Raw genomic sequence first — 23,070 nt, 5'->3', positions numbered from 1 at the left:
GGCGTCTCCAACTCTCAGCAGCAGTCCGGCGGCAGCCCCTGCGGGAGGTCGTCCCCTCCGAAGACCGCGACGGTCGCCTCGTCGCCGCCCAGCGCCGCGACGGCCAGCAGCAGCGAGCCCGCCGTCCAGCTCGTGAGCTCCTCCGGCCAGACGGCCTCGTCCTCGAAGACGTAACCGGTCCAGTAGAGGCCGTCCTCGGCGCGCAGATGCTGCACCCACTCCAGGATCCGGCGGGCACGGTCCCGCTCCCCCAACGCCCAGAGCGCCAGGGCCAGTTCGGCGCTCTCACCACCCGTCACCCACGGGTTGGGAAGCACGCAGCGCACGCCCAGGCCAGGCACGACGAAGCGGTCCCAGCCCTCCTCGATCCGTGTTCTGGCCTCCTCGCCGCGCAGCGCGCCGCCGAGGACGGGGTAGTACCAGTCCATGGAGTAGCGGCCCTTGTCGAGGAAGCGTTCCGGGTGGCGGCGCACAGCATGGCCGAGCTGCCCGAGCGCCAGCTCCCAGTCCGGCTGCGGCTCTTCACGGTGCTCGGCCATCGCCAGCGCGCAGCGCAGCGCCTGGTGCACCGACGAAGAGCCGGTGAGCAGGGCGTCCCGAGCCGGAGTGCCGTCGGCCTCACGCTTCCAGCCGATCTGGCCGCCGGGCAGCTGGAGCCGCAGCACGAACTCGACGGCGCCCACGACCGCCGGCCACATCCGCTGCAGGAAGGTCTCGTCCCGCGTGGCGAGGTAGTGATGCCACACGCCGACGGCGATGTACGCGCAGAAGTTGCTCTCGCGTGCACGGTCGGTGGGTTCCTGGATCTCTCCGTCGGCGTAGGCGGCGTACCACGAGCCGTCGGGCAGCTGATGGTCGGCGAGCCACCGGTAGGCGGCCTCTGCGGCGGCGTGCTCGCCGGCGGCGTCCAGCGCCATCGCGGCCTCGGTGTGGTCCCACGGGTCGAGGTGGCCGCCGCGGAACCAGGGGATGGCGCCGTCGGGACGCTGGACGGCCAGCAGCCCGTGCACGGTCTGCCGGGCCTGCGCGGCCGTCAGTACGCCGTCGAGTACGAGCCGTTCCGTGCGCTCCGGGCTCGTCACGCCTGCCCCTGTGCCGCGCCCGTGGCGCCGGCCGGACCCGCTGGACCTGCGGGCCCCGAACCCGCCGGACCTCCCGGACCCGCGGAATCTGCCCGACCCGCCTTCTCCCCCTCCCCGGGCGAAACCCCCTCCGGGAGGTGCGGTTTCGTCGCGTACGCCACGAAGCTCTTCCCGATGAGCGGGTCGAGGGCCTTCTCCGCGAGGCGCGTGGCCAGGGGCTTCTTCATGATGTCCCAGACCAGCAACCGGTGGTACGCGCGCACCGGCAGGGCCGCGTCGTCGCCGTCCCGGTCCACGCCGAAGGCGCACTTGAGCCACCAGTACGGCGAGTGCAGCCCGTGCGCGTGGTGTGTGCCGTACGGGCGGAGGCCGGCTTCGCGCATCCTGCCGAGGAGTTCGTCCGCCCGGTAGATGCGGATGTGACCGCCCTCGACCTCGTGGTAGGCGTCGCTCAGCGCCCAGCAGACCTTCTCCGGCCCGTAACGCGGCACGGTCACCGCGATGCGGCCGCCGGGCCGCAGCACCCGCACCATCTCGGCGAGCACGCCCTTGTCGTCGTGGATGTGCTCCATCACCTCGGAGATGATCACGACGTCGAAGCTGTCGTCGGGGAAGGGCAGGGCGAGCGCGTCGCCCTCCATTGCGGTGGCCGTGGCGCCCGCCGGCGCCTCGCCCGCCTCGGCCATCGCCGCGAACCAGCTTGCGACTTCGCGGATCTCCTCCGCGTTCCGGTCCAGCGCGACGACGCGTGCCCCGCGCCGGTAGCACTCGAAGGCGTGCCGGCCGCCACCGCAGCCCAGGTCGAGCACGCGGTCGCCCGGCGCGAGCGGGAAGCGGGAGAAGTCGACGGTCAGCACGGGTCTGCCTCTGCTTTCAGCGTGGTCGGCGACGGTGGGGGAACGAGCGGCGGGAACGGCGAGGGAGACGGCGGGCGCCCGGGCCCGGACTTGGCCTCGGGCTCGGTGCGTGAGTCCTCAATGGCCGGCACTCAAAGGTCAGTTCGGCACGCAGGCGGCCCTCCGCGAACGTTCTGCCGCGCGGGCCGGCTGCCCTGCCATCGCCGCGCGGTAGTGCGCCACGGTCCCGCGTGCCGCCTGCTCCCAGGTGAAGTTGCGCAGCACGCGTTCGCGTCCGGCGGCCCCGAGGCGGGCACGGAGGGAGGCGTCTCCCAGCAGACATCCGAGTGCTGCGGCCAGGGCGCCCGCATCGCCGGCGGGCACGGCGAGGCACGTCTCGCCGTCCTTGCCCGCGACTTCGGGGAGGGCGCCGCCGGTCGTGGCGACCAGCGGCGTGCCCGTCGCCATGGCTTCGGCGGCGGGCAGCGAGAACCCCTCGTACAGCGACGGCACGCAGGCGATCTGCGATCCGCGCACCAGACCGGCCAGTTCGGCGTCGCTGATGCCCTTGACGAACTCCACCGCCGGGCCGAGCCCGTAGCGGGCGAGCGCGTCCGCCACCGGGCCCTCCTCGGGCCGCTTTCCGACGACCACCAGATGTGCCTCCGGGATTTCCGTACGGACCTTGGCCAGCGCCTCGACCAGGTACACCAGCCCTTTGAGCGGTACGTCCGCGCTGGACGTCGTCACGATCCGTCCGGGCACCTCCGGAACGGAGGAATCCGGCGAGAAGAGGCCGGTGTCGGCACCGATGTGCACGACGTGGATGCGATCCTGCCGCACTCCGAGCCGGTCGGAGATCTCCTGCCTGGACGATCCGGAGACCGTCAACACCGACGGCAGCCGCCGCGCCACCCGCCCCTGCATCCGCGTGAAGCCGTACCAGCGGCGCACCGAGGCGCGGGCACGGCGGGTCGTGGCCGCGTCCAGATCGAGCTGCCGGTCGACGGTGATGGGGTGGTGGACGGTCGTGACCAGCGGCGCACCGAGGTCGCCGAGGAGCCCGTAGCCGAGCGTCTGGTTGTCGTGCACGACGTCGAACTCGCCCCGGCGGGCGGCCAGATGACGGCGTGCGCGCAGCGAGAAGGTGAGCGGCTCGGGGAAGCCGCCGGTCCACATCGTCGCGACTTCCAGCATGTCCACCCAGTCCCGGTACTCGCCGCGGCCCGGGGTGCGGAACGGATCGGGCTGCCGGTAAAGGTCCAGGCTGGGCAGCTCGGTGAGGGTGACGCCCTCGTCGAGAACGGGGTACGGCTGGGCCCCGATCACCTCGACGGTGTGGCCGAGGCGGGCCAGTTCGCGCGACAGGTGCCGCACATAGACGCCCTGGCCGCCGCAGAACGGGTTGCCCTTGTACGTCAGCAGGGCGATCCGCAGAGGTCTCTCGCTGTGGCCGCCGCCGTACGCCGCCGCGGGGGCGGGTGTGCCGGGGAGGGCGACGGGCCCGGCGGGTCCGCTGCCTCCGGTCGCCAGGGTGTCCCGTACGGCCTCTGCGGTCACTCACGGCCCCCTTCATCACGGCGCTTCCACCGTGATGGGAGACACCGGCGCTGTTCCTGGACGGTTCGGGAGACGGGCCCGGCGGGGCCGCCAACCTGTGGACCAAGAATTTACCGGCCGGTCACTTATCCCGAGCAGCCGAGGCAGGTGATTCGCGCCACCCGTCGCCCACCTGCGACGGGCCGGCCGTCGGAGCGGGCGGGGTGGTGTCCGGGCCGGATTCACGACGGATACAGGCGGGCGCGGCGAAACGGGCGGTAGGAATGCGGGTCGGGTTCGGCCGCAGGTGCTCGGCCGTTCGCGTTGAACAGCCGGGTCCAGCTGTGGTGTTCAGCTGCCGGGTGCAACCGCACGGTCGCCCACGGGAGCTGGTGCGCCCCGACGGCACAGCTCACTGACCGCTGCTGAACCAGCGTGTGACAATCGTGGCGTGACGGCAGCGAACGGACGCCTGCGGGTGCTGACCTTGAACGCGTTGGCACCGAACCACGCCGACGGCGCACGGCGGCGGACGGCGCTGGGCGAGGTTCTCCGGGAGTTGAATCCCGACGTGATCGCCCTCCAGGAGGTTGTCCGCGCAGAGGCCGATGCACTCCAGGAGGACGGCTGGCATGTGATGCCGCATCCGGTGTGGGCTCCCGACGACGTCGGGGCGCTGCTGGCCACTCGCCGTCCCGTCGGCGAGGTAGGCAAGCACACCTTGCAGGTGACCGAGCGCATCACGCACCTGCCGTGGTGCGGCGTGGTGACCGCTGAACTGCCGCTGCCCGAGCCGATCGGGGGCGTGCTGCTGGTGCACCACAAGCCGACCTGGCCCTACGGCTACGAGCGGGAGCGGGAGCTTCAGGCGGTGGCGGCCGCCCGGTTCGTGGAGGATGCGCTCGCTGAGCGGCCGATGCCCCATGTGGTGCTGCTCGGTGACTTCGACGCGTCACCGGATGCGGCCAGCATCCGCTTCTGGCGTGGCTTGCAGTCGCTGGACGGCACCAGCGTCTGCTATCAGGACGCCTGGTCGCGCATGCACCCCGACGAGCCGGGCCACACCTTCAGTCCGCAGAACCCGCTGGTGCCCCGTGGCCAGATGCCTGAGGAGGCCGGACGCCGCATCGACTACGTCATGGTCCGCTGCGGCCTCCACGGCCCCACGCTGCGCGTCACCGCGTGTGAGCGGGTACTGGTGGCTCCCGCGGACGGAGTGCAGGTCAGCGATCACTACGGCCTGATGACCGATCTGACGCTCCCGGACCATCCGCCGGGCGACTGGGCCTGAGTACCCGTCGGCCCCTGGCGCGTGGCCCGTCGGCGCTCGGCACGGGTACAGAAGTGGTCGGCGCTCGGCACAGGTTCAGAAGTGTGTGAGCAGCAGGCGCTCCGCTCCCGCGTCAGCAGCCCGCAGACCGGCCTGTACCGCGCTGAGCCGACAGGGGCCGCAGCCGTACCTGCAGCGTCGCCGTGGCGGCCAGCAGGTCACTACCCCGAGACGGGCGTGAAGCGCACGGGCGTCCCGGGCACGGCCTGGGCCACGGCAGCAAGGGCCTCCTGCGGCACGACACCGATGACCGGATATCCGCCGGTGACGGGGTGATCGGCGAGGAAGACGACGGGACGGCCCTCCGGCGGCACCTGCAGAGCACCCAGCGCGATGCCCTCGCTGGGGAGTTCACCGTCCCGTGCCCGCTCCAGCACCGGTCCTTCGAGGCGCAGCCCGATGCGGTTGCTGGCGGAGGAGACGCGGTAGCCGCCGGTGACGAGGGTGCGCAGCGCGTCGCGGGTGAACCAGTCCGCGCGGGGCCCGTGGACCACGGGGAGGAGCAGTTCGCGTGGCGGGGCCGCCCAGGGCGCGGCATCGGGCACGGCGCCGGGCGCCGTGCCCGATGCCGCGGTCCCGCCGAGGGGCAGCCGGGCGCCGTCCCGCAGCGGTGCGGGGCCGAGTCCGGAGAGGAGGTCGGTGGAGCGGCTGCCGAGCACCGCCTCGACGGCGACGCCGCCGGAGAAGCCGATGTAGCTGCGCAGCCCGCGTTCGGCGGGCCCGACGTCCAGCACGGAGCCGGCCGGCAGCCGGAACGGGACGCCCCAGGGCGCGGGCCTTCCGTTCACTGTGACGGCGCACGGGGCTCCCGTGACGACGGCCTCGGTCACCGCGCCGCCGGGACGTCCGGGCCCCGGGGCGCCGGAGCCCGCTTCCGCGGCCGCCGCGGCGAGCACCGCGCAGCCGTCGACGGTGGTCTCCAGGGTGGCGGCGCCCTCCGGGTTGCCGAGCAGCCGGTTGGCGAGCCGGTACGCGGGTTCGTCCAGCGCTCCGGAACGAGGCACGCCCAGGTGCGCGTGCCCGGGACGTCCCAGGTCCTGCACGGTGGTGAGCGCCCCGGCCCGTACGACATGGAGCTCGCCGGTCATTCCGTTCCGTCCTCGGGAACGAAGCGGACCAGGGTGCCGGGCGCGAAGAGAGCGGCAGGCTCCCGCCCGGCGTCCCACAGCACGGTGCGCACGGCGGTGCCGATCAGCTGCCAGCCGCCGGGCGAGGAGCGCGGATAGACGCCGGTGTACGGGCCGGCGAGGGCGACCGAGCCCGCCGGGACCCTCGTACGGGGATCGGAGCGGCGCGGCACGTGGTACTGCCCGGGCAGCCCCGTCAGATAGCCGAAGCCGGGGGCGAAGCCGCAGAAGGCCACCCGGAAGGTGGTGGCGGCGTGCAGCCGCCCGACCTCCTCCGGCGTGACGCCCCACATCCCGGCGACGTCCGTCAGGTCCGGGCCGTCGTAGCGGACGGGGATCTCCACGGCGGACTCGCTGGCGCGCTCCAGAGGCGGGATCCTCCACTCCCCCACTTCCGCGGCGAGGCGACGCGGTTCGGCCAGCCCGTCCAGCAGTACGGTGCGGGCCCCCGGCACGATCTCCGTGATCCCGGGAAGCAGACCGGCCGCACGGCGGCGCAGCACTTCGGCGTGGAACGCCTCGGCGGCTTCGGCACCGGGCAGTTCGACCAGCAGGCCGTGCCGCCCGACGGGCAGGACGACGGGGGTGGGAAGCGCGGTGGTTCCGGCTCCGGGCTCCGTGACTCCGGTTCCGGTCCCGGCTCCGGGCTCGCCGCCCGCGGTCCCGCGGTCTGCCGCGCCGCTCACGCGAACGCCCGTACCGTGATCCCGGCGCCGGTCAGTTCGTCGCGTATCCGGCGGGCCAGGCGGGCGGCGTCCGGGGTGTCGCCGTGCAGACAGAGGGAGCGGGCAGGCAGACGCAGCAGGCTGCCGTCGACGGCGGCGACGTCCTTGCCCTCGGCGATGGCGACCGAGCGGGCGAGCACCTGTCCGGGATCGGTGAGTACGGCACCGGCTTCGGTACGGGGCACGAGGGTGCCGTCGGGGCGGTAGCCGCGGTCGGCGAAGGCCTCGTCGACGACGGGCAGCCCGACGGCCGCGGCGGCGCTGTGCAGCTCGGAGCCGGGCAGACCCAGCACAGGCAGGGGGGTGCCAGCCATCCGTATGCCCTCGACCACGGCGGCGGCCTGCTCGGAGTCGCGCACGCAGCGGTTGTAGAGCGCGCCGTGCGGCTTGACGTAGGAGACGGCGGAGCCGGCGGCGCGCGCGAAGATCTCCAGGGCGCCGATCTGATAGGCGATCTCCGCGGCGAGCTCCGCCGCCGGTACGTCCATGCTGCGGCGTCCGAATCCGGCCAGGTCACGGTAGGAGACCTGGGCTCCGATGCGTACCCCTTCCGCTGCCGCCCGCTCGCAGACGCGGCGCATGGTGAGGGGATCGCCGGCGTGGAAGCCGCAGGCGATGTTGGCGCTAGTCACGGAGGTCAGCAGGGCATCGTCGTCGGTGAGTTGCCACCGGCCGAAGCCCTCTCCCAGGTCGGCGTTGAGGTCGATCATCGCAGCCAACTTAGAGGATTGTTGAACAATACGGCAAGGGGGTTGTTGTCCCGTGGAGCTTTGTGGGTTTCACTGGGGCGGACCACCTGCCTGAGGAAAGATCACCATGACCGCCGATACCGACTCCGGCCTGGAGCTGTCCGAACTCGCCGCTGACCGCGCCCTGTTGGGCCGCACCAGCACGGCCGAGCGAGTCGCCGGCATCTTGCGTGAACGTATCGCACAGGGATTCTTCCTGCCGGGGGTCCGGCTCTCCGAGGAGCGCATCGGAAACGCTCTGGGTGTATCGCGCAACACGCTGCGTGAGGCGTTCCGGCTGCTGACGCACGAGCGGCTCCTCGTGCACCGGCTCAACAAGGGGGCGTTCGTACGGGTCCTCTCGGCCGCGGACATCGCCGACATCTACCGCGTCCGGAACCTCGTCGAGTGCGCCGCCGTACGCGGGCTGGAGGAGCCGCCGTATCCGCTGGAGCAGGTCGCGGACGCCGTGGCGGCGGGCGAGAGCGCGGCGGAGAAGAACGAGTGGAACGACTGCGGCACCGCCAACATCCACTTCCACCAGGCACTCGCGGGGCTCGCGGGCAGCGAGCGCACGGACGACCTGATGCGCGGCGTGCTGGCGGAGCTGCGGCTGGCGTTCCACGTCATGGACGACCCGCGCCGCTTCTACGAGCCGTATCTCTCCCGGAACCGCGAGATCCTCACGACCCTGGAGGAGGGGGACGCGGCGGGCGCTGAGCGGATGCTCGGCTTCTACCTGGAGGACTCGCGGCGCCAGGTCATCGAGGCCTATCCGGAACAGGGCGGCTGATCGCGCCGCCGACCCCTTGCCTTACCCGGCTGGTCATCATCGTCAGGGATGAGGGCTCAGTGATGAGGGCTCAGCAGTCGAAGTATCCGACGCCCCTTTCACCCATTTCCCGTACCCCCCGCGACTGGTCCCGGCTAGCGGTCACAAGCAACTGCCGCAGGGTCTCGACATGCCGGCCCGACAGGCGGACAAGGTCGGGCTGTCCGTAAGGGATGCCGGCGCGCCAGGCCATGTTCATCAAGTCGTGCGCCGCACCCCGGCGCGCGAACTCGTCTGGCGTGTGCAACGCGCGCTCATAGGCATCGAATACGAGGTCCAGTCCGCCGAGGCGCTCCAACGATTCCGCGATGCCGTCCGACGCTCTGACGTCCATGTCAACGGCGATCGTGTCCGTGGCGTAAGCCCGCCAATCGGTCAGGATCGCGCTCATCGCCTCCGCGGCCCGCGGATCGCCGATGTCCGCGAGCGCGGACGCCAAGACAGCGGGTTCGTCGAAGAACGACGTGTACTCCTCCTCCATGCTGCGCTGAAGCCGCTGACACAACGGCTCCACCGCGCGGGCGTCCTTGGCCCTTCCCAGCGCCTTCGCTGCCTCGTGCCGGATACTCTCCGACGGGTCCTCCAACTGGTCACACAGGGCAGGGACAGCTCCTGGGGCTCCGAGTTCGACAAGCGTCGCCATCGCCGCGATCCTTGCTGCCTCGCCTGCGCTTCTGTCGCACAGCGTGGCGAGCAGCGGGCCGGGAGGGTTGTCGCGCACGAACTGGCGCCGTGTTTCGCCCTCATATTCCTCGTGCCGCTGCCAGCAGCGTTCGCAGACGGACGAGTGGTACGACCACTCGCCGACTCGGCGGTACACCACGACAACCCGGTCCGGAAGCTCACGCCGGACCCTGGCCCCCGTGGCCTTGAACCGCCGAGTGCACACCCCGCAGCGGTCCGCACTCGGCCTCCGACGCATGCCTCCACCGGAGTTGATCCGCTGCGGCGCACCGTGACGCACCGCCGGGGTCAGCTCCCGGAGGCGTACGAGACGAAGCTGCTCCAGGCGGCGGGAGAGAGGGCGAGCTGGGGGCCCTGCTGATCCTTGGAGTCCCGCACGTGGACGGTGCCGGGGCAGGCGGCGATCTCCACGCAGTCGTCGCCGGAACCGCCGCTGTAGCTGGACTTGTGCCACGACAGGGCGACTTCGAGGCAGTCGTCTCCGGAACTGCTGCTGTAGCTGCTCTTGAACCAGGCCAGTTCAGTGGTGCTCATAGCACTCCTCGCATCCGCCGCAGCAGGCTCAGGGATTCCTCAAGGGGAAGAGCCTGTGAGCGCATCCTGGCATACCTCATGTGGTGCATGCTGACGACCTTGGGGTCGGATACGAACTGCCCGGTCTCCTGCCCTTCGCAGTAGCTGAAGCGCTGGTTCTCCGGTGTTTCCAGCAGCCGGATCGGCCCGTGCAGCCCGGAGTGGTTCTCCCGCACCAGCGGCATAAGCTGGATCTCCACGTTCCGCAGTTCCGCGACGTCCAGTACGTGGTCGATGAGTTCCCGCGTGATCTCCGTCCCGCCCATGCGGCGCAGGAACAGGTGCTCTTCGAGGATGAAGCTGTATGCCGTGTTGGGACGTTGGGGGAGCAGCTGTTTCCGCTCCGCCCGCGCGGCCCACTGGGCCTCGATCTCTGTGTCGTCCAGCGGCGGAAGATGGTTGGCGTACAGCCTCCGCGCATACGCCTCGGTCTGCAACAGCCCTGGGATCAGGCGGCATTCGTACGTGCTGAGGGTGATGGCCCCCGCTTCGAGCCGTGCCCACTGCCGGAACCAGCGGGCGAGTCCCGGGTTTCGCGAGATGTGGCGCGCCGCTCCCCTCAACGCGCCGAAGGCGTCGAGGACTTCCTCCGCCCGTTCGACGAACTCCGGGGTGGGGAAGCGGCGGCCCTGTTCCACCGAGGCGACGGTCGGCTGTGAGTAGCGCATGCGCGGCGCGAGCTCCTCCTGCGTGAGCCTCGCCCGTTTCCGGAACGCCCTGAGGACCGCGCCGAACGCCTTCAGGCTGTCGGAGCTTTCCGGTTCGCCATCGCATCCCTGGCCTGCAACGGCTGCCGCGTTCTCGCCCGCACCGCCTGCACCGTCCGTCATGTGCGGCCGCCTTTCCACCCGTTCGCCTCACGCCCCGATGCGTCCATGCTCACGGAAAGTGACGATCCCTGTCCATCTGTGCACCCGTACTCCGACTCTGCGTACCAGCTCCGGCGCGGGCCGCACGGATCGCACACGGACAGGCACCCGTTGTGCGAGTGGCCTCAGCGCATGTGCGGGACCCGTGTGACGCTGGAGATGGAGGGTAGGCAGGCCGCGATCCGGGGGCCGCGCCCCGGCCCCCTCGCCCGTCCGTCATGACGACGTGCAGAAAGGTGGCCGCGCAGCAGTGGATCAGGAGCTCGAACACCACTACTCGCACCTCGCGGAGACATACGACTCCACGTGGGCCCACAGGCCCGACTATCTCGACTGGATGGAAGAGCAGATCAACTCCCGGCTGGAACTCCGGCGCGGGGACCGGATAGCCGACATCGGGGCGGGCACGGGGCTCTTCCTCAGGCGTCTCCTGGAGTACGCCACCGAGGACGTCCCACTCGTCTGCGTCGACCCCTCGCAGCCGATGCTCGACCGGCTGCCGTCCGATCCGAGACTTCTCCCCGTACGTGCGACGGCCGAGGAACTGGCCCGCGAAGCACACGGGATCGACTCCTCCGCCGCCTCGGGTTCCTTCGACGCGATCGTGATCAAGGAGGCCGTGCACCACTTCTCGGACGTCCCGGGCACCCTCTCCGGGCTCGCGCGCCTGCTCGCGCCCGGCGGGCGGATCCTCGTCGTCACGCTGCCGCCGAAACTCGAATACCCGCTGTTCCAGCGTGCGTTGAACCGTTTCGCCGCCAACCAGCCCGAGCCGGAGGAGATCGAGTCGGCGCTGCGCGACGCCGGGCTCGAAGCCCGCACGAGCTGTGCCGCGTTCCCGGTGAGCGTGGGGCGCGACCACTGGCTGAAGCTCGTCGAGAACCGCTGGATGTCGGTGCTGTCGACCTTCTCCGACGCCGAACTCGCCGACGGCCTCGCCGAGATCGCCGAGACGGCGGACCCACGCCCCGACGGCCGGTTCGACTTCCCCGACCGCTTCGCCTTCGTCGAAGGGAAGGCCCCGGAGGGCGGCCGCTAGAGTGAAGGGGCGTACATCGCCTCCGACCGAGGGAAGCCGGTGAGAGTCCGGCGCTGACCCGCAACCGTGAGCGACGCCCGTACGGGGTCAACTGCCGCCCCGTACGCGGGTCGTGAGCCGGAGCACCCGGCCGGAGGCAAGGCTCGCGGGGCCGCGTCCGCCGCTGCAGGGCGGCGGAAGGGCCTCCAACCGTCGAGGTTTACGGAGCTGAGCCGGGTGTGCCGCCTGACCGGACGCGCGTGCCGCACGAGCATGCGAACGCGCAGGCGGGGCGGCCGTGCAGAGCTGCGGACCGCTCACCGAAAGGCACCCCACATGTTCCTGCGCCGGAGCATCACAGCCGTCGCCGCGGCAACCGCACTCTGCGCCGTCACCGCGCCCGCGGCGCAGGCCGCCGGCTCCTCCTCACGCGCGATATCCGCCCCGCCGGCATCGGCCCAGTCGGCGTCCACGCAGTCGACGTCAGCCCAGCCGGCATCCGCCGCGACGGACAAGAAGCTGCCTGCCGGGCTGTACGGCAAGGCCGACCCGAAGTACGACGGGGTGTGGAGACAGTCCATGGCCCTGCTGGCCCTCGACGCGGCCGGCGCCGTCCCCGCCCGGAAGGCGGTGGACTGGCTCGTGGGGCAGCAGTGCGACGACGGCTCGTTCACCGCGTACCGCGCGGACGCGAGCGCCGCGTGCGACGGGAAGAAGACCCCCGGCGACACCAACGCAACGGCCGCCGCCGTGCAGGCGCTCTCCGCGGTCGGCGGTGAGGACGGCTCCGTCCGCAAGGCCCTCGCGTGGCTGCGTTCCGTGCAGAACAAGGACGGCGGCTGGGGCTACAACCCGGGCAGCCCCAGCGACGCCAACTCGGTGTCCGTCGTCATCGGCGCCCTCGCGGCCGCGGGCAGGCAGCCGGAGAAGGCGTCCAAGGACGGCAAGTCCCCTTACGACGCGCTCAGTTCGCTCCAGCTCGGCTGCGACGCCGAAAAGGCGAAGCGCGGCGCCTTCGCGTACCAGCCCGGCAAGGACGGCGAGCTTGCCGCCAACGACGACGCCACGGCCGCGGCCGTACTGGCCGGGACTGGTTCCGGGATGCAGACCCAGCGGCAGTCCGGCCGTGCCGTCGAGGCGAAGCCGCCGGCCTGCGGCAAGGGCGACGACGGAGACGGCAAGCCCCTCGGCCGTGCCGAGGCGGCAGGCGCGGGCGCCGCCTATCTCGCGTCCGTACTCGAGAAGAACGGCCACCACCTGCTCGCGGTGACACCCGGCGCCGAAGGCGAACCGGATTACGCCAACACGGCCGACTCCGTCATCGCACTCGCTGCGGGCGGCCACCGCGCCGAAGCACGCGAGTCCCTCAACTGGCTGGCCACGAAGCTCGATTCGTGGGACAAGGCCGAGGGCGACCCGGCCGCCGTCGCAGGTGTGATGCTCGCCGCTCACGCCACGGGAGGCGACGCGGCGACGCTCAAGGGCACGAAGCTGCTCGACCGTCTCGTCGCCACCGGCCCGGAGCCGGCCCGTATGCCGGACGGGAAGAAGGCCACCGGCGGCATGACGGAGGAGGACGACGACAGTGACGTGCTCCGCTGGTCCCTGCTGGGCGCCGGGCTCGCGGCGGGTGCGGGCGTCGGCTTCCTGATCAGCGCGCGCAGGAAGCGGGAGGCGAAGTGAGCGCGCGGACGGCGTGGCGCGCCGCCTCCGTGAGCGGGCTGGCCCTGACTGCCGTGACCGGCCCGGCGCTGCTGCCCTGTGCCGGGCCGGTGCACTCGGCCAGGGCCGCCGCGACGACCGCTGCGACACCCGGCGCCGGTGCCCAACCGGCGTCCTCCGCAGGGGAGTCGGGCTCCGGCAGCGGTTACCGCTACTGGTCGTTCTGGGAACAGGAGGAGAAGCCCGGCGAGAGGCCCCTCGACGAACCCGGCGAGTGGTCGTACGCGACGCAGGGACCGTCAGTGCTGCGCCCCCGCGACGGCGAAGTCATCGGATTCCGCTTCGCGGTGAGCGAGGACTCGAAGGATGCCGCGCAACCGCGCGACCGTACGAAGTTCAGCACGGTCTGCAAGGCCACGGTCACGAAGCCCATGCCCGGCCGCAAACGCATCGCGCTGCGCATCGACTTCGGCCTTCCCTCTGACGCGCCCCGCGGCGAACACCCGCCCGAGCCGCGTATGGAATGCGCACGGGTCCCCGACGACGCCACCGCGGCCGACGCGCTCGCGTCCGTCGCCGAGCCACTTCGCTACGACTCGGCGGCAGTGCTGTGCGCCATCGACGGCTATCCGAAGCGCGGCTGCGCCGAACGGGTCGCAGAGCGCGAGGAGGAGGGCAAGGAGAACGACGCGAAGGACGCAGCCGAGACCACGGGGCGCGGCGAGGAAGGGGACCAGGGCGGCTTCCTCGGCGGCAGCCTCGGCCCGGTGGCCGGCGTCGCCGCGGGCCTCGCCGCCGTCGCCGCGCTCGCCTTCGCCGCCGCCCGCCGTTCGCGCCGCCGCCGGTGACCGGCCGGGTGCGGTGACGTGATGAACGGGTGGCTGCGAGCGCCGGAGGCCCGGCGCGGCCTCGACCTGCACCCCGGCGCCTGGTGGCTCTGGGCGCTGGGCCTGGCGACCGCCGCTTCGCGCACCACGAACCCGCTGCTGCTGATGCTGCTGTGCGCCGTGGCGGGCTACGTCGTCGCCGCACGCCGTACGAACGCCCCCTGGGCCCGCTCGTACGGGGTGTTCCTGAAGCTCGGACTCGTGGTGCTCGTCATCCGGCTCTTCTTCGCCTTCTTCCTCGGCTCCCCCGTCCCCGGCAGCCACGTACTGGTCACGATGCCCGAAGTGCCGCTGCCGGACTGGGCGCAGGGCGTACGCGTCGGGGGCCGCGTCACCGCCGAAGGGCTGGTGTTCGCCCTGTACGACGGGATGAAGCTGGCGACTCTGCTGATCTGCGTCGGCGCCGCCAACGCCCTCGCGAATCCCGCCCGGTTGCTCAAGTCCCTTCCTGGCGCGCTCTACGAGGCGGGAGTTGCCGTCGTCGTCGCGATGACCTTCGCACCGAACCTGGTGGCGGACGTACGGCGGCTGCGTGCCGCACGCCGGCTGCGCGGGCGCGCCGACAGGGGGCTGCGGTCCGTCCTCCAGGTCGGACTGCCGGTGCTGGAGGGCGCGTTGGAACGCTCGGTGGCGCTGGCCGCCGCGATGGACGCCCGCGGTTACGGGCGCAGCGCCGAAGTGCCGCGCGCCGTACGCCGGATGACCGCCGGGCTCACGCTCGGCGGGCTGCTCGGTGTCTGCGCCGGTTCGTACGCGCTGCTGTCGGCGCAGGGAGCGGAGTACGGGCTGCCGGCGCTGCTCGCCGGCGCGGTGCTGGCCCTGGCCGGGTTGCGGCTGGGCGGACGGCGCACCATCCGTACCCGCTACCGGCCAGAACTGTGGGGCGCGCGGGCCTGGTTGACGGCCGCGTCCGGTGCGGCGGCCGGGGCGGTGCTGGTCGTGGCGGGCGGCGCGTTCCCGGAAGCGATGCATCCGCCGGCGGTGCCGCTGACGGCGCCGGAGCTTCCGCTGTGGCCCGCGGCGGGGCTGCTCGTCGGCCTGCTGCCCGCGTTCGCGGCGCCCGTCCCGGGGGCGGGCGCGGGCGCGAGCCCTGCCACGAGCCCGGGACCGGCAGCGGCACCGGCTCTGGAACCGGCTCCGGCTCCGGCACCGGCACCGGCTCGGCATCCGGCCGGGACAGCGTCGTCACCCGTACCCGAGGAGCCAGCGAAGTGATCAAGTTCGAGCAGGTGTCGGTCCGCTACGACGGCACGGCCGACGCCGCCCCGGGCGCAGACGCCTCCGCGCCGCAACTCGCCCTGCGCGAGGTGGACCTGGAGATACCCGAGGGCGAACTGTGCCTGCTGGTCGGCCCGTCCGGCGTCGGCAAGTCCACACTGCTGGGCACCGTCTCCGGACTCGTCCCGCACTTCACCGGCGGCACTCTGCACGGGCGCGTCACGGTCGCGGGACGCGACACGCGTACGCACAAGCCGCGCGAACTGGCCGACGTCGTCGGCACGGTGGGCCAGGATCCGCTCGCGCACTTCGTCACCGACACCGTCGAGGACGAACTCGCCTACGGAATGGAGTCGTTGGGCCTCCCGCCGGACACGATGCGGCGCCGCGTCGAGGAGACCCTCGACCTTCTCGGCCTCAACGAACTGCGCGACCGCCCCATCGCCACCCTCTCCGGGGGCCAGCAGCAGCGCGTCGCGATCGGTTCCGTACTCACGCCGCATCCGCGCGTGCTCGTCCTGGACGAGCCGACCTCGGCCCTCGATCCGGGCGCCGCCGAGGAGGTGCTGGCGGTACTGCAGCGCCTCGTCCACGACCTCGGTACGACCGTGCTGATGGCCGAGCACCGGTTGGAGCGCGTCGTGCACTACGCCGACCAGGTGCTGCTGCTGCCGGAACCCGGCGCACCGGCCCGGCTGGGGGACCCCGCGGGCCTGATGGCCGTCTCGCCGGTGCAGCCGCCCGTCGTCGCGCTGGGGCGGCTCGCGGGCTGGTCGCCGCTGCCCCTTTCCGTACGGGATGCGCGCCGCAGGGCGGGGCCGCTGCGCGACAGGCTCACGGACGTATCCGGCACTGGCACCGGCACTGGCACCGGCACCGGCGCGCAGGGCGCCGGGCATCGGCACACCGCCGCGCCGGGCGTCCAGACCGCCGCCGCCAACTCCTCGTCCGCGCCCTCCTCGTCAGCGCACTCCTCGTCCACGCCTGTCGGCGAACCCCGAGGTGAAGCCCAGGAATCCCGCGGCGAACTCCCCGACGGCACAAGCCCGTTGGCCCGGCTGCGCGCCCGCATCCGGTCACGGGGCCGGCACACCGCCGGCCCGTCCGCGGAGGACGGCACGGACGCACCGCCGACGGCGCAGATCCGCGGACTCACCCTCCGCCGCGGCCACATCACCGCCCTGCACGGGGTGGAGCTCACCCTCCGCCCCGGAGAGACCGTCGCGCTCATGGGCCGCAACGGAGCAGGCAAGTCCACACTCCTGGGCACCCTCATGGGCGTACACACACCGACTGCCGGAACGGTGACGGTCGGTGGCGCCGAGCGCCTCACCCCGTCCCGCATCCACCCACGTCGACTGCTGCGGCACGCGGGCCTCGTACCGCAGGAGCCGCGCGACCTCCTCCACGCGGACACCGTCGCCGGCGAGTGCGCGGCAGCCGACACGGACGCCGGCGCCGGGGCCGGAACCTGCCGCCGTCTGGTCTCCGAACTGCTGCCCGGGGTGGCCGACGGCATGCACCCGCGCGATCTGTCGGAGGGACAGCGCCTGGCTCTCGCACTCGCCGTGATCCTCACCGCCCGTCCGGAGCTGATCCTGCTGGACGAGCCGACCCGCGGCCTGGACTACGCCGCCAAGTCCCGCCTCGTCGGCATCCTGCGCACCCTCGCCGGGGAGCGGCACTCGATCGTTCTGGCCACGCACGACGTGGAGTTGGCGGCCGAAGTCGCCGACCGCGTCGTGATACTGGCGCAGGGCGAGACCGTCGCGGACGGCCCCGTCGCCGAAGTGGTCACCTCTTCCCCCGCGTTCGCACCACAGGTCGCCAAGGTCCTCGCTCCGGCACGCTGGCTCACCGTCCCCCAGGTCCGCGCGGCACTCGACGCGCCGGCCGCCCACGGAGCCCCGGAGTGAACCCCCGTGCGAACCCCCGGATGAACCCCCGTGCGAACCCCCGGGTGAAACCCCGCAGCCGCGCGCTCCGCCTCGGCCCGCGTTCCGTCACGGCACTGGCGCTGACGAGCGCCACCGGTGTCGTCGCCTTCGGCTGGCCGCTGCTCGCCGACTCCGCCTCCGGGCTGGCCCACTCACGGGACGCACCCTGGCTCTTCACGGCGCTGCTCCCGCTGCTGCTGGCAGTCGTCGTCGCGACGATCGCCGACACCGGCATGGACGCGAAGGCGGTCGCGATGCTCGGCGTACTGGCGGCGGCAGGTGCGGCGCTGCGCCCGCTGGGAGCGGGTACGGCCGGCCTGGAGCCGATGTTCTTCCTGATCGTGCTCTCGGGACGCGTACTCGGGCCGGGCTTCGGCTTCGTACTGGGCGCGCTGTCGATGTTCGCCGGAGCGCTGCTCACGGGCGGCGCCGGCCCGTGGATGCCGTTCCAGATGCTCACCATGGGCTGGGTCGCCATGGGCGCGGGGCTGCTGCCGGGCTCCGAACGGCTCCGCGGGCGACGGGAGTTGCTGATGCTCGCGCTCTACGGAGCGGCCTCGGCCCTGCTGTACGGGCTGGTGATGAACCTCCAGGGCTGGCCGTACATCGCGGGCCTCGGGTCGGGCATCTCCTTCGTCCCGGGCGACCCGCTGCCGGAGAACCTGGCACGGTTCGTCACATACGTACTGGCCACGTCCCTCGGCTGGGACGTACCCCGGGCCACGCTGACCGTCGTCCTCGTCCTCACCCTCGGCAGCACGGTACTGCGGGCGCTGCGCCGTGCCACCCGCCGCGCGTCCTTCGACGCCCCGGTGCACTTCGTACCGCCCCCGGCCGCGCCCGCGCCGCAACGGGAACGCGGACGGCCGGAGGCGGTACGAGAAGACAGGGCGCCGTAACGCCGTTCCGGCCGGCTTACAGCCCGCGGGCCGCGTAGTCGTAACGGTCGTTGTAGCGGACGTACGCGTCCGAGCCCTCGAAGAGCTGGTACGGATCGGGCTGTCCCGTCTTCTTGTCCTTGAGGAAGTAGTTGCCCCTCTCGCAGCCGCCGCGCGCCACGAACGACGAGACCTTGTCACGCCAGTAGCGCGTGAACTCGAACTTCTTGCACTTCGCGGCCGACGCCCGCCACTTCGCCATCGGGGCACGGTAGTTGCTGTTCGCGTACACGCAGTACCAGCCGCTCGGGCAGGCGGCCTTGGCGTCCGACAGCACGACGCGGACCGTCCCGCCCTCGTACGAGATCTCGTCGCCGCTCAGCTTCTTGCCGCCCGGAACCTCGGCCATGTAACGGTCGATCTGTGTGTTGCCCGGGGCCGCTTGGGCCGGAAGCACGGTGAATCCGGTGGCCAGCAGCGCACCGGCACTGATGGCGATACCGGCCTTCTTCAGGGCCTTCATGAACTGGGTCCTCCCGTTTCTGTGCCGGAACGCCGGCACGTTGGTTCCCCTGCCCGGCGGGCACGGGAACGTCGCTCGACGAGACCGGATTCTTCCGGGGGGTTGTAGGCGCGCGGGATAGCGCTGCGTGCCAACTGCTCAGCGCTGGACGCCAATTCGGGTGCACGAGGAAGCGTGACGGTACTCGCTGGGAGTGGTGCCGTAGGCACTGCGGAAGGCCCGGGTGAAGTCGGCGGGACGCAGAAACCCCCAACGGGCGGCCACGGCGTGGACGGGCCGCGCCGCCAGGACGGGGTCGGCGAGGTCGCGCCGGGCGCGGGCCAGACGCTGCTGCTTGATGTACGAGGCGACCGTGGCACCGTGGGTGTGCTGCTGGAAGAGGCGGTGCAGGGTCCGCAGCGAGATGTGGTGAGCGGCCGCGACGGTGGCCGGGGAGAGTTGGGCGTCGCCCAGGTGCTGACGGATGAAGCCCTGGATCTCCAGGAACTGCACGCGCCGCCGAGACTCGGCAGGCGTCCGGTCCTCGGCCTCGAGGTGCTGGGCCAGCCATGCCGTGACCAGGTCGACGAGCACGCCGCCGAGCCGCTGCCAGTCGGCGGGCCGGCAGGGACCGGTGTCGGCCGACAGGTTGCCGAGGAACCCGGCGAGCAGCCGTCCGACCCCTTCCCGTCCGGACGTCCGGACGGCGAGCATCCGGTCCACGTGGTCCGGCGGGAGCGGCACCATGGCCCGCGGGACCTGCACCACCACGGAGGCCGCCGTGCCGTGACGAGCGGCGTCCACGATGGCTGTGTAGGGACGTGAGGTGGAGTACACCACCAGATCACCCGCTCCGAGCGACGCCTCGCACCGCTCCTGAACGATGGACTGCCGCCCCCGCTGGATGAGCCCCACCGCGTACATTTCAGGGTCGGACCGCCGGATCAGGCGTGGCGTCCGGAGCGACCTCATCGACGCGTACGTCAGGCCGGTCACCTGCGCCCCACCCATCTCCGCGGCTTGGAGCGACGCCCGGAACTCGGCTGCACGGTCGATCCTGAACTCGTTCGGTATCAGAGCCCGCGACGTGATGTCACACCACGCGTCCACCCGGTCCGGCACCGCCAGATCCTGACTGTCGAACACCTTCTCCAGCATTGAGCCATCCCCCTGTTTGCTGTTCTGTTTTCGTCTGCAGCGCGGTCGCCTTCACCCTCCCGGGCTGGGAGCCGCCGGAAAAGGGCGCCCTCGGACACCGACGACCGGAAGCGCGCCAGAACCGAACCGGTGGAACCAACAGCCCCAGTGCGCCCGCCAGTTCGGCGGGGCGGGATCGCACCCCCGAACTACGAAGAGGCCCTGCGTCATGCACCGCCCCCCGGCGCGATCACCCGATCAGGAACCTTGCTCGACCAGAAAGCCCGTTGATCGGTAAGCGGAAGCGTTCTGACCCACCTCAAAAGCACGATCACTGCGCAGACGCCCTATCAGCACGACCAGTGAAATACCGATCCAGAATCTCCGGACTATCGGGAGTGAAAGTCCACTCCTGAAGGATCCGCGGCAGATCGGACTCACTCAGCCAACTGTGCCAAGCGACCTCATTTGAGTTCGGCATGACAGCCCGCGGAACGACGGCCTCGCACACCCCAAGCCAGTGAGGGCTCAGCCCGCTTCGGTTAAGGAACTTGAACCGAAAGCGTACTGCCGCCGACACCCCCAATTCCTCCTCCAGCTCACGGGTAGCTGCCTGCTCATAAGACTCCCCGACTACCAGGGCTCCACCCACTCCGACCTCGTAATGCCCCGGGAATCGGGGCACCTGCTCAGCACGCCGATGGACGAGGATCCGACCCTGCCGGTCGTGACACACGACCACGGCAATCCGGTGCAGCCAGCCCTCCCGGACGGCGTCTCTCCGACTCACTGGCCCCAGCACGCGGTCCTGTGCATCGACACGTTCCACGACTTCATCCACGACGCACACGATCGCAGAGCCCACTGACAGCAGCCCTCGAATGCCGGACTGCCAAGTCTGCTGCGAGTTGGGCTCCACACACGCGAAGAGCCCCCGGTCCCGTGATTCGGGATCGGGGGCTCAGTCTTGCGCGGGGTCAGTCGTCTTGCTCGTTCTTCGGCGGGATGACGAAGCCACGTGTGGGCCCGGGATGTTCGCGGTCTGCGCCCGGTGTCGGCACGTGTGCGGCGACGGCCGCCAGAGCGTCCGCCGTGATGTCCCGGCGCGTCTCCGGGTAGGAGCGGTCGTACACCCTCCATTCCCCGGACGGTTCGTCAGGATCCACGGGAGCGAGGACGCCGCCGATGCCCAGCCTGCGGAGCACGTCCGCTACCCGTTCTGCTTCGTCCGGTCCCATGGCTCCCCTTCCGTGCGGTGGCCTGACCTTACCTGTGGGTCCCGCAGTTGCCGGGACGGATCGGCCCGCAGCCGCCGGGCACAGGTGTGTGCGAGCACTTCGCCGCGACGTTGACGAGTGCCTTCGTCGGCCCCGTCCACAGTTCCTGATCCACCGTGTGCCCCGCCTGCTCGATGGTGGCCACGGTCCGGGTCAGCACGTCCGGGTCGAACCGCTCAACGTCCGGCCGTTCCGGGTAGTGGTGGACGAACCCGCCGACGCGTGCGCAGAGGTCGGAATACAGCTCCGTGTGAAGGATCAGCGCGTGCCAGCCTTCGTCCACGACACGGGATGGCGACGTACGGACGGTCGGGAACTGCGTCACGGCGTCCACGTACTTCAGTGCCTCCGTGACGATACGGACGGCCACACCTTCGGCCATGCCCGGATTGTTGTCCCGCACCGTTGCGGTGACGCCTTCGAACTGGTCGAGCGTAAGCATCGTGCGTACATCGGACATGCTGTCTCCCCTGAATCAGTCGGGTGTACTGGCGAAAATCAGAACGACGACAAGCAACGTGGCGAGGACGACCGTGCAGCCGTAGATCGGGCCCGCGTACCGGCCGATCACCGCCGCCGCTTCCGCCGACAAACGGAGCAGGGAAACGGGCACGGCAGAGGGCTCACCACACGGGCCAAGGCAGTTCCCTCCCGTGCGTCTCCCGTACGTGCCTGCGGAGCTTCACGCGGGCGTCCGTCTCCTCGCTCCTGTGGCACTCCTGGGCCGCTCGCTCCATTTGCTGGGTGATCTGGCCGCATACGGCACAGCCTCTCTGCTGCTCGTCGCTGTCCATGCCTGCATGCTCCGGCGGTCACGAGGGCCAATGCGACGACGTGTCAGGCGTCCTGACGGAGTCACTCGCCAGGTGTCATTGAGGCGACATTGGGTGACAGTTCGGGGAGACTGGCGTCATGACGACAGCGACGGAAGCACCGAACAACGCTCTCCGTGCCGTGCGTATCGGCATGCGCCTGAGCCAGGACGGCCTGGCCCGGGAACTTCGTCGCGCAGGGGACGCCGCCGGCGACCCGAACGACGCTTCCAAACGACTCGTACAGCGTTGGGAAAGCGGCGTGAGCACGTGGCCTCGCCCGGTCTATGCTCGCGCCTTAGAGCGAGTCACGGGCCTTCCGGTGGAGTCACTGGGTTTTGTGCTCCCCGTTCCCATTGCGCGGGTACAGAGCGACGGCAGAGGCGGGCACGACATGGAGCACGGAACGAATGGCGTCACGGCTGCCGTTGGTGCGCCCCGGGCAGCGCCGGGCACCGCCACGGAGAACTACTCAGGCGTCTGGCTGAGCCGGTACGAGTTCTTCTCGTCCGGCCGCGAAGCGACGTTCAAGGGTGCGCACTACGTCGTGCTGCTCCAGCACGGGAGCAAGCTCACCGGCCGCTCCCTGGACGGGGCCTCGCTGAACCCGGACTCGCCCCTCTCGCTGGATCTCACCATTGATCGGAACGTGGTCACGGGAACCTGGGTAGAGCAGACCGCGCAGGACGGCTACTACGCAGGCGCCCGGTACCACGGCGCTGTCCAACTCCTCGTGGAGCCCACCGGGCGGAGGATGGCCGGGAAATGGGTCGGGTTCGGCAAGGATTTCGACGTGAACACCGGGCCCTGGGAGTTGGTCTTCCAGGATGCGTCTACGGGGCAGGAGACCTTGGAGAAGTACAGCCGCCTGCCGGAGTAGCACATGGACACGCGGACATCCGCGCGGCCGGAGGCGGTACGGCACGACGGAACCGACGGAACTCCTTGAGCAAGGCGCTCGGCGAACCCAACAGCCCCAGTGCGCCCGCCAGTTCGGCGAGCAAGCCTCCGGCCCCTCCCCCACGCCACATCCGGAACGCGGGCAGCGTCCCGCGGTGCGGCAGGATGGGACGCATGAGCGTAGTGAAGATCAACGTGCTGACCGTCCCCGCCGAGCAGCGGGAAACCCTCGAGAAGCGCTTCGCGTCACGCGCGGGCGCGGTGGAGGGCTCGGACGGCTTCGAATGGTTCGAACTCCTCCGCCCCGTAGAGGGCACCGACAACTACCTGGTCTACACGCGGTGGCGCGACGAGGAATCGTTCCAGGCATGGATGGAAGGCCCGATGAAGGCGGCCCACCAGGGCGGCGGCGACCGCCCCAGGCCGGCCGCCGAGAGCTCCAGCGTGTGGTCGTTCGAGGTCGTCCAGCAGGCGGCGCCGAAGAAGGCATAGCTGCTGCGGCCGTGCGGTGGCGTGA

25 protein-coding genes and 1 riboswitch are annotated in these 23,070 nt (G+C 71.3%); of the genes, 10 read left to right on the top strand and 15 right to left on the bottom strand.

What is annotated here, in order from left to right:
- Positions 1 to 14 precede the first annotated feature (14 nt).
- The 3 genes from ACSMXX_RS24010 to ACSMXX_RS24000 form a co-directional block, all read right to left on the bottom strand.
- Positions 15 to 1,082, bottom strand: coding sequence for a prenyltransferase/squalene oxidase repeat-containing protein (locus tag ACSMXX_RS24010; protein ID WP_473180767.1), 1,068 nt, complete (start codon positions 1,080 to 1,082; stop codon positions 15 to 17).
- Positions 1,079 to 1,939: a class I SAM-dependent methyltransferase gene (locus ACSMXX_RS24005; protein WP_473180766.1), complete on the bottom strand. Its 861-nt coding sequence runs from the start codon at positions 1,937 to 1,939 to the stop codon at positions 1,079 to 1,081. The genes ACSMXX_RS24010 and ACSMXX_RS24005 overlap by 4 nt, the downstream gene beginning before the upstream one ends.
- Positions 1,940 to 2,077: 138 nt before the next feature.
- Positions 2,078 to 3,478 (bottom strand): glycosyltransferase family 4 protein, encoded by a 1,401-nt coding sequence (locus tag ACSMXX_RS24000; RefSeq protein WP_473180765.1) that lies wholly within the window; start codon positions 3,476 to 3,478, stop codon positions 2,078 to 2,080.
- 430 nt (positions 3,479 to 3,908) lie between these two features.
- Here ACSMXX_RS24000 and ACSMXX_RS23995 point away from each other — a divergent pair, with 430 nt between their 5' ends.
- Entirely contained in the window at positions 3,909 to 4,748 is an 840-nt protein-coding gene (locus ACSMXX_RS23995) for an endonuclease/exonuclease/phosphatase family protein (RefSeq protein ID WP_473180764.1), read from the top strand.
- A gap of 200 nt (positions 4,749 to 4,948) precedes the next feature.
- On the opposite strand, the gene ACSMXX_RS23990 is transcribed toward ACSMXX_RS23995, so the two are convergent.
- The 3 genes from ACSMXX_RS23990 to ACSMXX_RS23980 are packed head-to-tail and all read right to left on the bottom strand — an operon-like array spanning position 4,949 to position 7,349.
- On the bottom strand, positions 4,949 to 5,875 hold the full coding sequence (locus tag ACSMXX_RS23990) for a 5-oxoprolinase subunit C family protein (RefSeq protein WP_473180763.1): 927 nt from the start codon (positions 5,873 to 5,875) through the stop codon (positions 4,949 to 4,951).
- Positions 5,872 to 6,600, bottom strand: coding sequence for a 5-oxoprolinase subunit B family protein (locus ACSMXX_RS23985; protein ID WP_473180762.1), 729 nt, complete (start codon positions 6,598 to 6,600; stop codon positions 5,872 to 5,874). The genes ACSMXX_RS23990 and ACSMXX_RS23985 overlap by 4 nt, the downstream gene beginning before the upstream one ends.
- Complete coding sequence (locus ACSMXX_RS23980) at positions 6,597 to 7,349, bottom strand: LamB/YcsF family protein (protein ID WP_473180761.1); 753 nt, start codon at positions 7,347 to 7,349, stop codon at positions 6,597 to 6,599. Before ACSMXX_RS23980 ends, ACSMXX_RS23985 begins: the two co-directional genes overlap by 4 nt.
- A gap of 106 nt (positions 7,350 to 7,455) precedes the next feature.
- Here ACSMXX_RS23980 and ACSMXX_RS23975 point away from each other — a divergent pair, with 106 nt between their 5' ends.
- Positions 7,456 to 8,160, top strand: a complete 705-nt coding sequence (locus tag ACSMXX_RS23975) for a GntR family transcriptional regulator (RefSeq protein ID WP_473180760.1) — start codon at positions 7,456 to 7,458, stop codon at positions 8,158 to 8,160.
- Between the two features lie 70 nt (positions 8,161 to 8,230).
- On the opposite strand, the gene ACSMXX_RS23970 is transcribed toward ACSMXX_RS23975, so the two are convergent.
- The 3 genes from ACSMXX_RS23970 to ACSMXX_RS23960 all read right to left on the bottom strand — a co-directional run bounded on the left by ACSMXX_RS23970 (position 8,231) and on the right by ACSMXX_RS23960 (position 10,286).
- On the bottom strand, positions 8,231 to 9,022 hold the full coding sequence (locus ACSMXX_RS23970) for a HEAT repeat domain-containing protein (protein WP_473180759.1): 792 nt from the start codon (positions 9,020 to 9,022) through the stop codon (positions 8,231 to 8,233).
- A 149-nt stretch (positions 9,023 to 9,171) separates the two neighbouring features.
- Positions 9,172 to 9,417, bottom strand: coding sequence for a DUF397 domain-containing protein (locus tag ACSMXX_RS23965; RefSeq protein ID WP_473180758.1), 246 nt, complete (start codon positions 9,415 to 9,417; stop codon positions 9,172 to 9,174).
- A complete protein-coding gene (locus ACSMXX_RS23960; RefSeq protein WP_473180757.1) occupies positions 9,414 to 10,286 on the bottom strand; it encodes a helix-turn-helix domain-containing protein in 873 nt (290 codons plus the stop codon). The genes ACSMXX_RS23965 and ACSMXX_RS23960 overlap by 4 nt, the downstream gene beginning before the upstream one ends.
- Before the next feature lie 289 nt (positions 10,287 to 10,575).
- Between ACSMXX_RS23960 and ACSMXX_RS23955 the strand changes: the two genes are divergently transcribed.
- The 6 genes from ACSMXX_RS23955 to ACSMXX_RS23930 all read left to right on the top strand — a co-directional run bounded on the left by ACSMXX_RS23955 (position 10,576) and on the right by ACSMXX_RS23930 (position 17,946).
- Positions 10,576 to 11,364, top strand: coding sequence for a class I SAM-dependent methyltransferase (locus tag ACSMXX_RS23955; RefSeq protein WP_473180756.1), 789 nt, complete (start codon positions 10,576 to 10,578; stop codon positions 11,362 to 11,364).
- Positions 11,365 to 11,394: 30 nt separating this feature from the next.
- Positions 11,395 to 11,491: riboswitch (cobalamin riboswitch) on the top strand.
- A 188-nt stretch (positions 11,492 to 11,679) separates the two neighbouring features.
- Positions 11,680 to 13,026, top strand: a complete 1,347-nt coding sequence (locus ACSMXX_RS23950) for a prenyltransferase/squalene oxidase repeat-containing protein (RefSeq protein WP_473180755.1) — start codon at positions 11,680 to 11,682, stop codon at positions 13,024 to 13,026.
- Complete coding sequence (locus ACSMXX_RS23945; protein ID WP_473180754.1) at positions 13,023 to 13,853, top strand: SCO2322 family protein; 831 nt, start codon at positions 13,023 to 13,025, stop codon at positions 13,851 to 13,853. The genes ACSMXX_RS23950 and ACSMXX_RS23945 overlap by 4 nt, the downstream gene beginning before the upstream one ends.
- A gap of 21 nt (positions 13,854 to 13,874) precedes the next feature.
- Entirely contained in the window at positions 13,875 to 15,107 is a 1,233-nt protein-coding gene (locus ACSMXX_RS23940; RefSeq protein ID WP_473180753.1) for an energy-coupling factor transporter transmembrane component T, read from the top strand.
- Positions 15,104 to 17,026: an ABC transporter ATP-binding protein gene (locus ACSMXX_RS23935; RefSeq protein WP_473180752.1), complete on the top strand. Its 1,923-nt coding sequence runs from the start codon at positions 15,104 to 15,106 to the stop codon at positions 17,024 to 17,026. The genes ACSMXX_RS23940 and ACSMXX_RS23935 overlap by 4 nt, the downstream gene beginning before the upstream one ends.
- 20 nt (positions 17,027 to 17,046) lie before the next feature.
- Entirely contained in the window at positions 17,047 to 17,946 is a 900-nt protein-coding gene (locus ACSMXX_RS23930) for an ECF transporter S component (protein ID WP_473180751.1), read from the top strand.
- Between the two features lie 16 nt (positions 17,947 to 17,962).
- On the opposite strand, the gene ACSMXX_RS23925 is transcribed toward ACSMXX_RS23930, so the two are convergent.
- From ACSMXX_RS23925 to ACSMXX_RS23900, 6 genes are all read right to left on the bottom strand, one after another.
- A complete protein-coding gene (locus tag ACSMXX_RS23925) occupies positions 17,963 to 18,448 on the bottom strand; it encodes a peptidase inhibitor family I36 protein (RefSeq protein WP_473180750.1) in 486 nt (161 codons plus the stop codon).
- A 138-nt stretch (positions 18,449 to 18,586) separates the two neighbouring features.
- Positions 18,587 to 19,585, bottom strand: a complete 999-nt coding sequence (locus ACSMXX_RS23920) for an AraC-like ligand-binding domain-containing protein (RefSeq protein WP_473180749.1) — start codon at positions 19,583 to 19,585, stop codon at positions 18,587 to 18,589.
- A 310-nt stretch (positions 19,586 to 19,895) separates the two neighbouring features.
- Positions 19,896 to 20,393, bottom strand: a complete 498-nt coding sequence (locus ACSMXX_RS23915) for an NUDIX domain-containing protein (protein WP_473184933.1) — start codon at positions 20,391 to 20,393, stop codon at positions 19,896 to 19,898.
- Between the two features lie 148 nt (positions 20,394 to 20,541).
- Positions 20,542 to 20,802, bottom strand: coding sequence for a hypothetical protein (locus ACSMXX_RS23910; protein ID WP_473180748.1), 261 nt, complete (start codon positions 20,800 to 20,802; stop codon positions 20,542 to 20,544).
- A gap of 28 nt (positions 20,803 to 20,830) precedes the next feature.
- Complete coding sequence (locus ACSMXX_RS23905; protein WP_473180747.1) at positions 20,831 to 21,301, bottom strand: glycine-rich domain-containing protein; 471 nt, start codon at positions 21,299 to 21,301, stop codon at positions 20,831 to 20,833.
- 163 nt (positions 21,302 to 21,464) lie between these two features.
- Entirely contained in the window at positions 21,465 to 21,635 is a 171-nt protein-coding gene (locus tag ACSMXX_RS23900) for a hypothetical protein (protein ID WP_473180746.1), read from the bottom strand.
- Positions 21,636 to 21,753: 118 nt separating this feature from the next.
- On the opposite strand from ACSMXX_RS23900, the gene ACSMXX_RS23895 reads away from it, so the two are divergent.
- On the top strand, positions 21,754 to 22,533 hold the full coding sequence (locus ACSMXX_RS23895; RefSeq protein ID WP_473180745.1) for an XRE family transcriptional regulator: 780 nt from the start codon (positions 21,754 to 21,756) through the stop codon (positions 22,531 to 22,533).
- A 194-nt stretch (positions 22,534 to 22,727) separates the two neighbouring features.
- A complete protein-coding gene (locus tag ACSMXX_RS23890; protein ID WP_473180744.1) occupies positions 22,728 to 23,045 on the top strand; it encodes an antibiotic biosynthesis monooxygenase family protein in 318 nt (105 codons plus the stop codon).
- The last annotated feature ends 25 nt before the right edge of the window (positions 23,046 to 23,070 follow it).

The organism is Streptomyces sp. DSM 116795 (assembly GCF_055792905.1).
The sequence above is the reverse complement of the archived record's forward strand: the minus strand, read 5'-3'. Positions and strand labels throughout refer to the sequence as shown.

Excerpts from the sequence above, each read along its gene's own strand:
- ACSMXX_RS23990 (WP_473180763.1), bottom strand. The coding sequence starts at position 5,875 with ATGACCGGCGAGCTCCATGTCGTACGGGCCGGGGCGCTCACCACCGTG.
- ACSMXX_RS23980 (WP_473180761.1), bottom strand. The coding sequence starts at position 7,349 with ATGATCGACCTCAACGCCGACCTGGGAGAGGGCTTCGGCCGGTGGCAA.
- ACSMXX_RS23975 (WP_473180760.1), top strand. The coding sequence starts at position 7,456 with ATGACCGCCGATACCGACTCCGGCCTGGAGCTGTCCGAACTCGCCGCT.
- ACSMXX_RS23965 (WP_473180758.1), bottom strand. The coding sequence starts at position 9,417 with ATGAGCACCACTGAACTGGCCTGGTTCAAGAGCAGCTACAGCAGCAGT.
- ACSMXX_RS23960 (WP_473180757.1), bottom strand. The coding sequence starts at position 10,286 with ATGACGGACGGTGCAGGCGGTGCGGGCGAGAACGCGGCAGCCGTTGCA.
- ACSMXX_RS23950 (WP_473180755.1), top strand. The coding sequence starts at position 11,680 with ATGTTCCTGCGCCGGAGCATCACAGCCGTCGCCGCGGCAACCGCACTC.
- ACSMXX_RS23940 (WP_473180753.1), top strand. The coding sequence starts at position 13,875 with ATGAACGGGTGGCTGCGAGCGCCGGAGGCCCGGCGCGGCCTCGACCTG.
- ACSMXX_RS23930 (WP_473180751.1), top strand. The coding sequence starts at position 17,047 with ATGAACCCCCGTGCGAACCCCCGGGTGAAACCCCGCAGCCGCGCGCTC.
- ACSMXX_RS23925 (WP_473180750.1), bottom strand. The coding sequence starts at position 18,448 with ATGAAGGCCCTGAAGAAGGCCGGTATCGCCATCAGTGCCGGTGCGCTG.
- ACSMXX_RS23920 (WP_473180749.1), bottom strand. The coding sequence starts at position 19,585 with ATGCTGGAGAAGGTGTTCGACAGTCAGGATCTGGCGGTGCCGGACCGG.
- ACSMXX_RS23910 (WP_473180748.1), bottom strand. The coding sequence starts at position 20,802 with ATGGGACCGGACGAAGCAGAACGGGTAGCGGACGTGCTCCGCAGGCTG.
- ACSMXX_RS23905 (WP_473180747.1), bottom strand. The coding sequence starts at position 21,301 with ATGTCCGATGTACGCACGATGCTTACGCTCGACCAGTTCGAAGGCGTC.
- ACSMXX_RS23900 (WP_473180746.1), bottom strand. The coding sequence starts at position 21,635 with ATGGACAGCGACGAGCAGCAGAGAGGCTGTGCCGTATGCGGCCAGATC.
- ACSMXX_RS23895 (WP_473180745.1), top strand. The coding sequence starts at position 21,754 with ATGACGACAGCGACGGAAGCACCGAACAACGCTCTCCGTGCCGTGCGT.
- ACSMXX_RS23890 (WP_473180744.1), top strand. The coding sequence starts at position 22,728 with ATGAGCGTAGTGAAGATCAACGTGCTGACCGTCCCCGCCGAGCAGCGG.